We start from the raw sequence: 12,638 nt of genomic DNA on the forward strand, positions 1-12,638 counted from the left end.
TACTGCACCGCAGGAAAATTGTCGCAGCGGCAATATCACGCTTTCAACACCTCAAAGTGATCGTCATCACGAATATAAAAAATGTACAAAATGTGATCTTGTTTCATTCAAAGAAACTCATGATGATTGTGTGGAACCGGTTTCCTACATTTCACACAACGATAACAGGATCTCATCCGATGGCCAAAAATTACGCTGCGCTGGCGAACGACGTTGTCAGCGCGCTGGGCGGCAAAGACAACATCGTCGCCGTCACCCACTGCATGACGCGACTGCGTTTTGTCCTGAAAGAGGAAGCCCTCACCGACACCGCTCGCCTGAAAAGCATCAGCGGTGTACTTGGCGTGGTGCGCAACGATAACCAGTGCCAGGTGATCATTGGCAACACCGTATCCCAGGCTTACCGTGAAGTCGTGAGCCTGCTGCCGACAGAACTGCAACCCGCCGTGCCTGAAGGGCCGCAAAAGCTCACCTTCCGCCGGGTTGGCGCGGGGATCCTCGATGCGCTGATCGGCACCATGTCCCCGCTGATCCCGGCGATCATCGGCGGCTCGATGGTCAAACTGCTGGCGATGATCCTGGAGATGACCGGGGTGCTGCCAAAAGGTGCGCCGACGCTCACCATTCTGACCGTGATCGGCGACGGGGCGTTCTTCTTCCTGCCGCTAATGGTGGCGGCCTCTGCGGCGGTGAAATTCAAAACCAACATGTCGCTGGCGATTGCCATTGCGGGCGTACTGGTCCACCCAAGCTTTATCGAACTGATGGCGAAAGCGGCGCAGGGTGAACACGTCGAGTTCGCTTTTATTCCGGTCACGGCGGTGAAATACACCTACACCGTGATCCCGGCGCTGGTGATGACCTGGTGTCTGTCGTATATCGAACGCTGGGTTGACCGTATTACCCCTGCCGTCACCAAAAACTTCCTCAAACCGATGCTGATTGTGCTGATTGCCGCTCCGCTCGCCATCGTGCTGATTGGGCCACTTGGGATCTGGATCGGTAGTGCCATCTCTGCGCTGGTTTACACCATTCACGGTTACCTCGGCTGGTTGTCCGTGGCGATTATGGGCGCGCTCTGGCCGCTGCTGGTGATGACCGGGATGCACCGCGTGTTTACGCCGACTATCATTCAGACCATTGCCGAAACGGGCAAAGAAGGGATGGTGATGCCGTCAGAAATTGGCGCCAACCTGTCGCTCGGCGGCTCGTCGCTGGCGGTGGCGTGGAAAACCAAAAACCCGGAACTGCGTCAGACGGCGCTGGCGGCAGCAGCCTCTGCCATCATGGCGGGTATCTCTGAACCGGCTCTCTACGGCGTGGCGGTCCGTCTGAAACGTCCGTTAATTGCGAGTCTTATCAGCGGCTTTATCTGCGGCGCGGTCGCCGGGATTGCCGGTCTTGCCAGCCATTCAATGGCCGCTCCGGGGTTGTTTACCAGCGTACAGTTCTTCGACCCGGCGAATCCGATGACCATCGTTTGGGTGTTTGGCGTCATGGCGCTGGCAGTTGTTCTGTCGTTTGTCCTGACGTTAATACTCGGCTTTGAAGACATCCCGGTTGAGGACGAAGCAGAAAAAGCGCGCGCCCTGCAAACCGCACCGGCTCAGGCCAAAGCCGCACAAGCATAATTTTATAGCGAGGTAAAAATGTCTGTTTTTCCACAAGGATTTTTATGGGGTGGCGCACTGGCCGCCAACCAGAGTGAAGGTGCTTACCGTGAAGGCGGTAAAGGGCTGACCACCGTCGATATGATCCCCCACGGCGCAAACCGTCTGGCGGTGAAGGTCGGTAAGGAAAAACGTTTTTCGTTGCGTGAAGACGAATTTTACCCAAGCCACGAGGCGATTGATTTTTACCATCGCTATAAAGAAGACATCGCCCTGATGGCGGAAATGGGTTTCACGGTGTTCCGTACCTCCATTGCCTGGAGCCGTCTCTATCCGAATGGCGATGAGCCGCTGCCAAATAAAGAGGGTATTGCCTTCTACCGCGCGGTGTTTGAAGAGTGCAAAAAGTACAATATCGAACCGCTGGTGACGCTGTGCCACTTCGACGTGCCAATGCATCTGGTGACGGAGTACGGCTCCTGGCGTAACCGCAAGATGGTTGATCTCTTCGCCCGCTACGCCCGCACCTGCTTTGAAGAATTTAACGGTCTGGTGAAATACTGGCTGACTTTCAACGAAATCAACATCATGCTGCACAGCCCGTTCTCGGGTGCGGGGCTGGTGTTCGAAGACGGTGAAAACGAAGATCAGGTGAAATATCAGGCCGCGCATCACGAGCTGGTGGCAAGCGCGCTGGCGACCAAAATCGCCCACGAGGTGAACCCGGAAAACCAGATCGGCTGTATGCTGGCGGGCGGCAATTTCTACCCATATTCCTGCAAGCCGGAAGACGTGTGGATGGCGCTGGAAAAAGACCGAGAGAACCTGTTCTTTATCGACGTGCAGGCGCGCGGTAGCTACCCGGCCTACTCTGCCCGCGTGTTCCGTGAAAAAGGGGTGGTGATTGTTAAAGAGCCTGGCGACGAGCAACTGCTGAAAAACACCGTCGATTTTGTGTCGTTCAGCTATTACGCCTCCCGCTGCGCATCTGCGGATATGAATGCGCAGAACACCAATGCAGCGAACATCGTGAAATCTCTGCGTAACCCGCACATCGAGGTGAGTGAATGGGGCTGGGGTATCGACCCGCTGGGCCTGCGCATCACCATGAACATGATGTATGACCGTTACCAGAAACCGCTGTTCCTGGTGGAGAACGGCCTCGGTGCGAAGGATGTGATTGAGGCAAACGGCGAGATTAACGATGACTACCGCATCAGCTACCTGCGCGAACATATCCGCGCGATGGGCGATGCCATTGAAGACGGCGTGCCGCTGATGGGTTACACCACATGGGGCTGTATTGACCTGGTGGCCGCCTCTACAGGTGAAATGAGCAAGCGCTACGGGTTTGTGTATGTTGATCGCGACGATGCCGGGAACGGCACGCTGGACAGAAAGCGCAAAAAATCGTTCTGGTGGTACAAGAAGGTGATTGCGAGTAACGGGGCGGATCTGGTGTAGTCTGTTTTGCCGGGTGGCGGCTTCGCCTTACCCGGCCTACAAAACCGTAGGCCCGGTAAGCGTAGCGCCACCGGGTACCGGCTCAAAGCCTGGCAAATCCCCCATCCCCAACCCACGCACCCAGCCGGGAATAAACCACGTCCACCGCCTCTTTTACCGGCAGCGTCATCGGGTAATAAAAGCCCACGATATCCGGCTGAATGCCTAAAAACAGCACCTCACCCACGTCGTCCTTAATCTGATCGACCAGGTAATTGAGCGGCATATTGTGGGTCGTCATCATGAACATCTCTGCAATATCGTCGGGGTCGATAAGGCGCGTTTCGCCGGGGTTGAGCCCCATATCGGTGGCATCGACAATCAACAGTCTGTTCGGGTGCAATTCGCGGATTGCCACTACGTCGTTTTCCGGCGCGCTGCCACCGTCAATGACCACCCAGTTACCCTGGGGATGGGCCGCGCACATTTCTGCAAGCAGCGGGCCTGCGCCATCATCGCCCATCATGCTGTTGCCCACACACAGTAAAACGTCAGTCACGTAATCTCCTCACCATCAGGTAGATGGCGCTCTCCTGATGAATATCATGGAGCATCCCGAGCAGGGTTTTGCTCCACACCTGCTGTTCAGGGGTTTGTCGGCTTAGGGCCGCGTCGAACGCATTGGCAAGCATGGCAATATGGTTAGCATCGATAACAATCTCACCGTATTTCGGGACACCTTCCATCTTGCGCCGCGCTGTACTGCCCTCTTCCAGCGTGGCAATCCACGCCAGATACGCTGACCACGGGCAACTTAACGCCGCCTCCAGGCAGTCGATCACCCCCAGGTGGTGGCCAATCGCCAGGCTGTAATAGACCACCTGCTGCGCCGCATCCGGCGTGGCATCGTTCTCATCAATAAACTTACGGCTCAGCTGACTGAACACCACCGTTTCACTCATCGGATACGCGCCTCTTCCACCACCTGATTCAGGTTTGCGACAATCTCATTCAGACGCGGATCGTTTTCCGCCTCCAGCCAGCGTGCTACCTGATGATCGCCCTGACTGAGCAGACGCAGATAATCATCGGCAATCTGGCGGCCATAGCGATAGCCCGCCAGCTTGCGTGCCATGCGGTCGACTTTCACGCGCAATGGCTGCACCATATCCGGGTGCAATATTGTCGCGGGCTGGCTGTCGAGCTCACCCGGTGCACGGGCGTGGATCTTCTGCTCCAGCAGACCGAGCGCCATCGCAAACCCATACAGCGTCGCGGCAGGCGTTGGCGGACAACCCGGAATATAAACGTCCACCGGGACAATTTTGTCAGTGCCGCCCCACACGCAGTAAAGGTCATGGAAGATACCGCCGCTGTTGCCGCACGCGCCGTAAGAGATACAGATTTTCGGATCAGGCGCTGACTGCCAGGCACGCAGCGCAGGCGATCGCATGGCGCGGGTTACCGCCCCGGTAAAAAGCAAAATGTCGGCATGACGCGGGGACGGCACCACTTTGATGCCAAAGCGTTCGGCATCGAACAGCGGCGACAGCGTGGCAAAAATTTCAATCTCGCAGCCGTTGCAGCCGCCGCAATCCACGCGGTAGACGTAGGCCGAGCGTTTGATTTTTTTCAGCAGCGACGCCTTCATGCTGGCGATGGATTCGTCCACCGTCATGGGCACCGGAATGCCGTTATCGTCGCGTGGGCCGAGTAAGTTTTCCATCAGCTGGCCTCTCTCATATGGCGGGTTAAATCGATGCGGTCGGACGGCAGCAGGCATTTCTGGCGTTTGCATTCCGGGCAGGTTTCAAAGCTTTCCCGGTGGTGCTCAGCGCGGACGTCACCGTTGTGCTTTAACAGCGCAATGGCGTAGTCGATCTCTTTTTGCACGGCAAACGGGCGGTTGCAAACGCGGCAGTTGCACAGTTCAAAGCGCGACTGCTGGAGGAAATCCTCCTTCTTCCAGACCGCCAGCTCGTATTCCTGAGAAAGACGGATAGCCACCGTCGGGCACACCTCTTCGCAGCGACCACAAAAAATGCAGCGCCCGAGGTTAAACTGCCAGGCAAGCTCGCCGGTTTTCAGGTCCGTCTCCACCGTCAGGGCGTTAGACGGACAGGCATTCACGCAGGCGGCACAACCGATGCACTGCTGCGGATTGTGCTCTGGCTTACCACGAAAGTTTTTATCCACCGGCATTGGCTCCAGCGGATAACTGCTGGTCTGAGTGCCGGTTTTGATGACTTTTTTGATAAAGGTAAACATGACGAGTCCTTATTTCAGCGGCGAGTTTTTACGCTCGATGCTGTAGCGCTCAAGCTCTTTGTACGGCACCACCTGGCTTTTCTTCTTACGTACATCCACCACCGTCATACGGTCGGTGCAGGAGTAGCACGGGTCGAGACTGCCGATGATCAGCGGCGCATCAGACACGGTGTTGCCACGCAGCATATAGCGCAGGGTTGGCCAGTTGGCGTAAGTTGCCGCACGGCAGCGCCAGCGGTAGAGCTTCTGGTTGTCGCCGGTCATGCTCCAGTGGATGTCGTCACCACGTGGCGCTTCAGCAAAACCAAGGGCAAAGCGGTTTGGAATATAGGTGAAGCCTTCCACCATCAGCGGGCCGCCTGGCAGGTTATCCAGGCCGAAGTCGATCATATTCAGCGCGGTGAACACTTCGTTGATACGCACTTTCAGGCGAGAAATCACGTCGCAGCCCTGTTCGCTGTGTACCGTCATCGGCAGCAGACCGTAGCCCACAAACGGGTGATCGGCACGGGTGTCACGGGCGTGGCCGCTGGCGCGCACCATCGGGCCAACGTTGCTGAAGTCGCGGGCAATCTCAGGATCCAGACGGCCAATACCGACGGTACGCTGCTCGATGTTTGGCGTGCTGAGCAGCATATCCACCAGATCCTGCACATCGCGACGCATCTGCTGCGCAAGCTGGCGGGTCTGGATCATGTCGTCTTTCAGCAGGTCGCGGCGGATCCCGCCGATCAGGTTCAGGCCGTAGGTTTTACGCGCCCCGGTGAGGATCTCCGCCATCTTCATTGACGCTTCACGCACGCGGAAGAACTGCATAAACCCGGAATCGAAGCCGACAAAGTGACAGGCCAGGCCGAGATTCAGCAGGTGCGAGTGCAGGCGTTCCACTTCCAGCAGAATGGCGCGAATCATCTGCGCGCGCTCTGGCACCACAATTCCCATGCCGTTTTCCACCGAGGTGGTGTAGGCAGTGCTGTGGGCAAAGCCACAAATACCGCACACGCGATCGGAGAGGAAGGTCACTTCGTTGTAACCCATGCGGGTTTCCGCCAGCTTTTCCATGCCGCGATGGACGTAGAACAGACGGTAGTCGGCGTCGATAATGTTCTCGCCGTCAACGAACAGACGGAAGTGCCCCGGCTCATCAGAGGTAACGTGCAGCGGGCCAATCGGCACCACATTGTTCTTTTTACTGCCGAGTTCGTTGATGAACTCGTAAGTTTCGCTGTCGGTGGTCGGTGCCGGACGCTGACGATAATCCATGCTGTCTTTACGCAGCGGATAAAGTTCGTCCGGCCAGTCGTCCGGCAGCACCAGGCGGCGTTCATCCGGCAGACCGACAGGCACCAGGCCGTACATATCGCGCACTTCACGCTCGCCCCAGACCGCAGCAGGCACGCGCGGCGTAACGGACGGATACTCTGGTTTGTTCGGGTCCACTTCGACGCGCACGGTTACCCAGCACTTCTCGAACTGCTCCATCGACATCACGTAGTAAACCGCATAGTTCCCGCACAGCTGACGTTCGTCGTTGCCGAACAGCACGGAGAGCCAGCCACCCTGCTGGTAATACAGGAACTCCACCACCTCTGGCAGGTAGTTCACCTTCACGGTGAGGGTTATCTGGTCTTTGGTCTGCCAGGACTCTTCCAGCACCACGCCGGGAAACGCCTGATGCAATGCGGCGAGATACTGCTGACCTTTTTTCTCTTCAGACATAAAAATTCTCTTTAATCACGCCACCAGCAAGGAGACGAATGCTAAAAATGCAAAGCCAAAACCGGCCCAGGTGATACGGGACGTCGCTACAAAACGCAGACGCGCCATGCTGTTTTCAAACAGCGCAATTACCAGCACGCCAATAAGCAGCTTGAGGACGGCAACCACCACTGCCAGCACCAGGCCGCCAGCGGAAAAGTGCGTCATCTGTCCCCACGGGAAGAAAACGCCTACAAACATTTGCAGCACCACCAGCTGTTTGAGGCTGATGCCCCACTTCAGCACCGCAAAGCCGTAGCCGCTGTACTCGGTCAGTGGCCCTTCTTGCAATTCCTGCTCTGCTTCTGCAAGGTCAAACGGCAGTTTGCCCATCTCAATAAAGGTGGCGAACGCGCAGGCGCACAGCGCCAGAACCAGCGGAATGGAACGTGCAACAGGCCAGTGGTAGACGGTGTCGGTGATAAAACTGATATGAGTCGAACCCGCCACCTGCGCGGCAACCCACAATCCCAGCAGCAGGATCGGCTCAACCAGCACGCCCAGCATTGCCTCGCGGCTGGCGCCAATGCCGGTGAACGGGCTACCGGTGTCCAGGCCCGCAATGGCAAAGAAGAAACGCGCGATGGCAAACAGATAGATAAGGGTGATCAAATCGCCCAGTACCGGCAGCGGAGAGCCAACGGTAACCACCGGCAGCGCGGTGGCGATGGTCAGCATGACGCCCACCATCACAAACGGCGTCAGGCGAAACACCCAACCTGCGGCATCGGGTGCAACGCTCTGGCGGGTGAATAATTTGAACAGGTCGCGGTATTCCTGAAGGACACCCGGCCCGCGACGGTTATGCATCCGGGCGCGCAGCACGCGGCACACCCCGGAAAGCAGTGGCGCAATGGCGAATAACACCAGCGCCTGAAGTAATGCCAGTAACAGACTCATGTCAGGCTCCTCGTGAAATCACAATCACCACCAGCACCGCCAGCTCGATAACCGCCAGACGGCGGAACAGCACAGGCACGGCAGCACTCTGCCAGCCAGGGACCCAGGCCACTGGGTTCAGCCAGTGACGCAGCTTCAGCACGGCAGCGAAGTTCTCTTTCACCGGCATGGCAAAGCCGTGGGCGGTGATCACCATTGATTGCTCATGTTCATAGCCGCAGGCCCACGCCGCACCGCGTGAGCGGGAAGAGAGACGGTCGCGTTTGAAGAACAGCATCAGAATGAATGGCAGCAACGGCGCGGCAATCAGCAGCAGCGCAATCATCGGCTGTGAAACAGTGGTGTGCGCCGTCGTGAGCGGCAGCGGTATCGCGCTACCCAGCAGCGGCAGCAGCCACGGCGCAGCCACACCGCCGATAACGCAGCACAGCGCCAGTGCGACAACGCTTGCCGCCATCAGCACCGGCGCGCAGCAGGCCTGTTCCGCCTCTTTCGTGCGCGGTGCGCCGAGGAAGGTCACGCCATAGACTTTCGCCATACACATCACCGCCAGCGCGCCGGTGATAGCCAGCCCCACCGCCAGCAGCGGACCGAGCAGACGCGCAATAAACGCATCACTCTGACCGAGCGCGAAGAAGGACTGGTAAATCACCCACTCACCGGCAAAGCCGTTCAGCGGCGGCAGCGCGGCCATCGCCATCAACCCCACCAGCATGGCAAGAGAGATAACCGGCATCTTTTTGCCGATGCCGCCCAGTTTTTCGATATCGCGATGGCCGGTACGGAACCAGACGCTACCCGCGCCGAGGAACAGCGTGCTTTTAAACAGGCTATGGTTGACGAGGTGATACAGGCCGCCGATAAACCCGGCAGCAATCAGCGCAGGTTGATTGAGCGCCAGCCCGGTCACACCTGCGCCAAGCCCCAGCAGAATGATGCCGATATTCTCCAGGGTGTGATAGGCCAGCAAACGCTGGATGTTGTGCTCCATCAGCGCGTACAGCCCGCCGACAAATGCAGTTACCATACCCGCCAGCAGCAACACCACGCCCCACCAGAGCGGCGGCTGCCCACCCGTAAGCGACAGCGTAAGAATGCCGAACAGCCCAACCTTCATCACCACGGTGGAGAACAGTGCCGCCGCCGGAGCAGAGGCATTGGCATGTGCCTGTGGCACCCAGCCGTGCAGCGGGATGATCCCGGCCAGCAGACCAAAGCCCACCACGCCCGACAACCAGATGTCAGCGCCAAACGGCAGCTGCTGTGCCCGCTCGTTCAGCAGGGCTAAATCCAGGGTGCCGTAGCGTTGCCACACCAGCCAGCAGGTTAACGCCAGCAGCAGCGTGCCGAGCCGCCCAAGCGCAAACCACAGCTTGCCGGAAGCACTGCACCCGGTCAGGAACACGCCGCACAGGGCCATGATTTCGGCCATCACCACCAGCGCACCCAGGTTGCTGGCGGTCACGGTGCAGAGCGCCGCAGCCATCAGCACATTCACCAGCAACCCGTTCGCTTTGGTGCTGTGATGGCGGTGCCAGTCAATATTAAACAGGCTGATAAACAGCCCGCACAAACCAAACGTCACCAGCCAGATGGCATTCAGCGGGGTCACCTGAACCGCGTGATGCACCACCGGAATGGTGGCTTCAACGGATTGCCCGCCGAGCAGAACCACCCCACCCGCGGCCAGGGTCATCAGGCTCCCTATCGCCCCGCCTATCCCGGCAATCCAGCCGCTCAGGGTTTTATGGAACGAAAAAATCAGCGCCAGAACGGCCGCGGCGGCGAACCAGGCCACAGCGCTGTTCATCATCGTCACCGCGTTCATTTTGCCCCCTCGTTAAGTTCCTGAAGCAGCGAAAGATCGCCAAAATCGGTGTTGATCGTCAGCTCGCGCTTGCGCTTGCTGGTACGGGCGATATCGCGAATGTTGACCAGAATGAGCGCTTTAGTCGGGCAGGTGCGCACGCAGGCCGGGCCTTGTTCATCAAAGCAGCACAGATCGCACTTCACCGCGATGGCTCGCACGCCGGGAACCCAGTCCAGCAGCGTACTGACGCGTGCCGGAGCCGGTGGCGCTGGCGGCGCTTTCGGGGAATTGGCATTCGCCGGAATATGCAGCGGGCGGCTGCCGGAAAACTCAATCGCGCCAAACGGGCAGGCAATACCGCACAGCTTGCAGCTTACGCACAGGCTTTCATTGAGCTGTACCGCACCATCAACACGGGTGATGGCATTAACAGGGCAGACACCCGCGCACGGGGCATCCTCACAGTGGTGGCAGAGCTGCGGCGCAGACTCTTTTTCATTTCGCATGACGCGCAGGCGCGGCATTGACTGCAATCCGTGCAGGCGGTGTGTTTCCGAACACGCCGCTTCACAGGTTCGACAGCCGATACAGACCGTCGAGTCGGCAATTACAAAACGGTTCACCGGGTAATCCTCTGGTGATGGTCATTTTTGACGAAAATCTGTCTTATCGACACTTCTCGACACGCAATACTCAGGCAACGTTTGCCGATGGGTTTCCGTTCATCAGCTGTTGCAGGTTGACCGGTAAATCGTGCTCAACCGCGGTGTAAAGGCCGTTGTAGACCGGCGCAATTTTTTCCAGGTAATGTTCCAGCACCTGCTGGCGATCGCGGTTGCTGACGTGGCCATCAACCATGCCATCAGTCATCAGTTGCGCCTGAGCAATGCGTTGTTTATCCCCGTCTTTTGTCTCGACGTAATACTCGATGGTGTGGCTGTTGAAGCTGTCTGCCAGGGTGACGTAAATCGTAAAGTGCCCGAACAACACAAAGCGCATATCGCCCTGTGCCGCGCAGCTCATGGCATGGTGTAGCCGGGCTTTCGACAGGGTTATCCCCTGAACCAGAGAATTGCAGTAAAGATGCCACTGCTCCTGTAACTGCTGATGTCGCTGTGCGATGTAATCCGCTTTTTCGCTGATTTCCCAAATAGTCATGTCAGATATCCGGTTAATGGAGATTGCGGCTATTAAGCAGATTCCATGCCAATTTTTAATTTATTGATTTTTAATGCTTTAAATACAAAACACACTGCTGTAACGGCAGTGTCGACGTGTCATTTCGACAGCGTTGACATCGTCACGCCTTAACAAAAATCAAGATGGCATCGTTATTGCATTACAGGCGCAATTCATTGAGGAGGCGTCATGCACGAAATCACCCTCTGCCAACGGGCTCTGGAGTTAATCGAACAACAGGCAGCACAACACCACGCAAAACGTGTGACCGGTGTCTGGCTGAAACTCGGCGCGTTTTCCTGCGTCGAAACCAGCGCCCTCACCTTTTGCTTTGAGCTGGTGTGCCGCGACACGCTGGCGGAAGGCTGCCAGCTTCATATTGAAGAACAGCAGGCGGAGTGCTGGTGCGAACAGTGCCAGCAGTACGTCACGTTGCTGTCGTCGAAAGTACGAAGCTGCCCGCAGTGTCAGAGCACCGGGCTTCGCATCGTGGCCGATGACGGAATGCAGATCCAACGCCTCGAAATCGAGAGGAAATAATTATGTGTAGTACCTGCGGTTGTGCCGAAGGCAACCTCTATATAGAAGGGGATGAGCATCGTCCTCACTCTGCGTTTCGCTCCGCACCCTTCTCTCCTGCGCCTCGTCCATCAGGAGTCTTTACCGGCCTGGCATTTACGCCAACCCAATCCGCTGACGGCGACCTGCATTACGGCCACGGTGAAGCCGGTACGCACGCGCCAGGCATCAGCCAGCGGCAGATGCTGGACGTCGAAATCAACGTGCTTGATAAAAATAACCAGTTGGCTGCGCGTAATCGCGCCCGCTTTGCCGCCCGCAAACTGCTGGTCCTGAACCTGGTCTCCAGCCCGGGCTCTGGCAAAACAACACTGCTAACAGAAACGCTCAAACGCCTGAACGGACGCGTTTCTTGCGCAGTTATCGAAGGCGATCAGCAGACGGTAAACGATGCCGCGCGTATTCGTGAAACCGGCACACCAGCCATTCAGGTGAATACCGGTAAGGGTTGCCATCTTGATGCGCAGATGATTGCCGATGCCGCGCCACGTCTGCCCGTAGCGGATAACGGCATTCTGTTTATTGAGAACGTGGGTAACCTGGTCTGCCCGGCGAGTTTTGATCTGGGCGAGCGGCATAAAGTAGCCGTGCTATCGGTGACCGAAGGGGAAGACAAGCCGCTGAAATACCCGCATATGTTTGCAGCGGCATCGGTGATGATCCTCAACAAAGTCGACCTGCTGCCGTACCTGAATTTCGACGTCGATAAGTGTCTGGCGTATGCCCGTGAAGTGAACCCGGATATTGAAATCCTGCTGGTGTCTGCCACCGGCGGGCAAGGTATGGATAACTGGCTGAACTGGCTGGAGAGAGAACGATGTGCATAGGCGTCCCGGGGCAAATCCATGCGATTGACGGCAATCAGGCCAAAGTAGACGTGTGCGGCGTGCTGCGCGATGTCGATCTGACGCTGGTTGGCAATGTGGATGAAAACGGTGCGCCCCGCATCGGCCAGTGGGTGCTGGTACACGTTGGCTTTGCCATGAGCGTGATTAACGAAGCAGAAGCGCGCGACACGCTGGATGCCCTGCAAAACATGTTTGATGTGGAGCCTGATGTCGGGGCGCTGCTGTACGGCGAGGAGCGATAAC

Annotated in this window: 14 protein-coding genes; 5 read left to right on the forward strand and 9 right to left on the reverse strand. The window is 57.5% G+C overall.

Annotation, left to right across the window (positions count from 1 at the left end; genetic code table 11):
- Positions 1-179: 179 nt before the first annotated feature.
- Both ascF and HV107_RS04455 read left to right on the forward strand, forming a co-directional pair.
- Positions 180-1,631 carry a PTS cellobiose/arbutin/salicin transporter subunit IIBC gene (ascF, locus tag HV107_RS04450; RefSeq protein ID WP_182062212.1) on the forward strand — a complete coding sequence of 484 codons (1,452 nt, stop codon included), beginning with the start codon at positions 180-182 and terminating at the stop codon, positions 1,629-1,631.
- Positions 1,632-1,649: 18 nt separating this feature from the next.
- Positions 1,650-3,074: a 6-phospho-beta-glucosidase gene (locus HV107_RS04455; protein WP_182062213.1), complete on the forward strand. Its 1,425-nt coding sequence runs from the start codon at positions 1,650-1,652 to the stop codon at positions 3,072-3,074.
- A gap of 82 nt (positions 3,075-3,156) precedes the next feature.
- On the opposite strand, the gene hycI is transcribed toward HV107_RS04455, so the two are convergent.
- The 9 genes from hycI to hycA all read right to left on the reverse strand — a co-directional run bounded on the left by hycI (position 3,157) and on the right by hycA (position 10,947).
- Complete coding sequence (gene hycI, locus HV107_RS04460) at positions 3,157-3,612, reverse strand: hydrogenase maturation peptidase HycI (protein ID WP_182062214.1); 456 nt, start codon at positions 3,610-3,612, stop codon at positions 3,157-3,159.
- Positions 3,605-4,015: a formate hydrogenlyase maturation HycH family protein gene (locus HV107_RS04465; protein ID WP_182062215.1), complete on the reverse strand. Its 411-nt coding sequence runs from the start codon at positions 4,013-4,015 to the stop codon at positions 3,605-3,607. Before HV107_RS04465 ends, hycI begins: the two co-directional genes overlap by 8 nt.
- Complete coding sequence (locus tag HV107_RS04470; RefSeq protein WP_182062216.1) at positions 4,012-4,779, reverse strand: NADH-quinone oxidoreductase subunit B family protein; 768 nt, start codon at positions 4,777-4,779, stop codon at positions 4,012-4,014. Before HV107_RS04470 ends, HV107_RS04465 begins: the two co-directional genes overlap by 4 nt.
- On the reverse strand, positions 4,779-5,321 hold the full coding sequence (locus tag HV107_RS04475) for a formate hydrogenlyase complex iron-sulfur subunit (protein ID WP_182062217.1): 543 nt from the start codon (positions 5,319-5,321) through the stop codon (positions 4,779-4,781). The genes HV107_RS04470 and HV107_RS04475 overlap by 1 nt, the downstream gene beginning before the upstream one ends.
- A gap of 9 nt (positions 5,322-5,330) precedes the next feature.
- Entirely contained in the window at positions 5,331-7,040 is a 1,710-nt protein-coding gene (locus HV107_RS04480; protein ID WP_182062218.1) for an NADH-quinone oxidoreductase subunit C, read from the reverse strand.
- Positions 7,041-7,055: 15 nt separating this feature from the next.
- Positions 7,056-7,979, reverse strand: a complete 924-nt coding sequence (locus HV107_RS04485; protein WP_182062219.1) for a respiratory chain complex I subunit 1 family protein — start codon at positions 7,977-7,979, stop codon at positions 7,056-7,058.
- Between the two features lies 1 nt (position 7,980).
- A complete protein-coding gene (gene hycC, locus HV107_RS04490; protein ID WP_182062220.1) occupies positions 7,981-9,807 on the reverse strand; it encodes a formate hydrogenlyase subunit 3 in 1,827 nt (608 codons plus the stop codon).
- Positions 9,804-10,412, reverse strand: coding sequence for a 4Fe-4S dicluster domain-containing protein (locus tag HV107_RS04495; protein WP_182062221.1), 609 nt, complete (start codon positions 10,410-10,412; stop codon positions 9,804-9,806). Before HV107_RS04495 ends, hycC begins: the two co-directional genes overlap by 4 nt.
- A gap of 70 nt (positions 10,413-10,482) precedes the next feature.
- The gene (gene hycA / locus HV107_RS04500) at positions 10,483-10,947 is read right to left on the reverse strand and encodes a formate hydrogenlyase regulator HycA (RefSeq protein ID WP_182062222.1); all 465 of its coding nucleotides are present in this window, start codon (positions 10,945-10,947) and stop codon (positions 10,483-10,485) included.
- A gap of 210 nt (positions 10,948-11,157) precedes the next feature.
- Between hycA and hypA the strand changes: the two genes are divergently transcribed.
- The 3 genes from hypA to HV107_RS04515 are packed head-to-tail and all read left to right on the forward strand — an operon-like array spanning position 11,158 to position 12,637.
- A complete protein-coding gene (gene hypA / locus HV107_RS04505) occupies positions 11,158-11,508 on the forward strand; it encodes a hydrogenase maturation nickel metallochaperone HypA (protein WP_182062223.1) in 351 nt (116 codons plus the stop codon).
- Positions 11,509-11,510: 2 nt separating this feature from the next.
- Positions 11,511-12,374, forward strand: a complete 864-nt coding sequence (gene hypB / locus HV107_RS04510) for a hydrogenase nickel incorporation protein HypB (protein WP_182062224.1) — start codon at positions 11,511-11,513, stop codon at positions 12,372-12,374.
- Positions 12,365-12,637, forward strand: coding sequence for a HypC/HybG/HupF family hydrogenase formation chaperone (locus tag HV107_RS04515; protein WP_182062225.1), 273 nt, complete (start codon positions 12,365-12,367; stop codon positions 12,635-12,637). The genes hypB and HV107_RS04515 overlap by 10 nt, the downstream gene beginning before the upstream one ends.
- The last annotated feature ends 1 nt before the right edge of the window (position 12,638 follow it).

It is taken from the genome of Enterobacter sp. RHBSTW-00175 (assembly GCF_013927005.1).
GTDB lineage: Bacteria > Pseudomonadota > Gammaproteobacteria > Enterobacterales > Enterobacteriaceae > Enterobacter.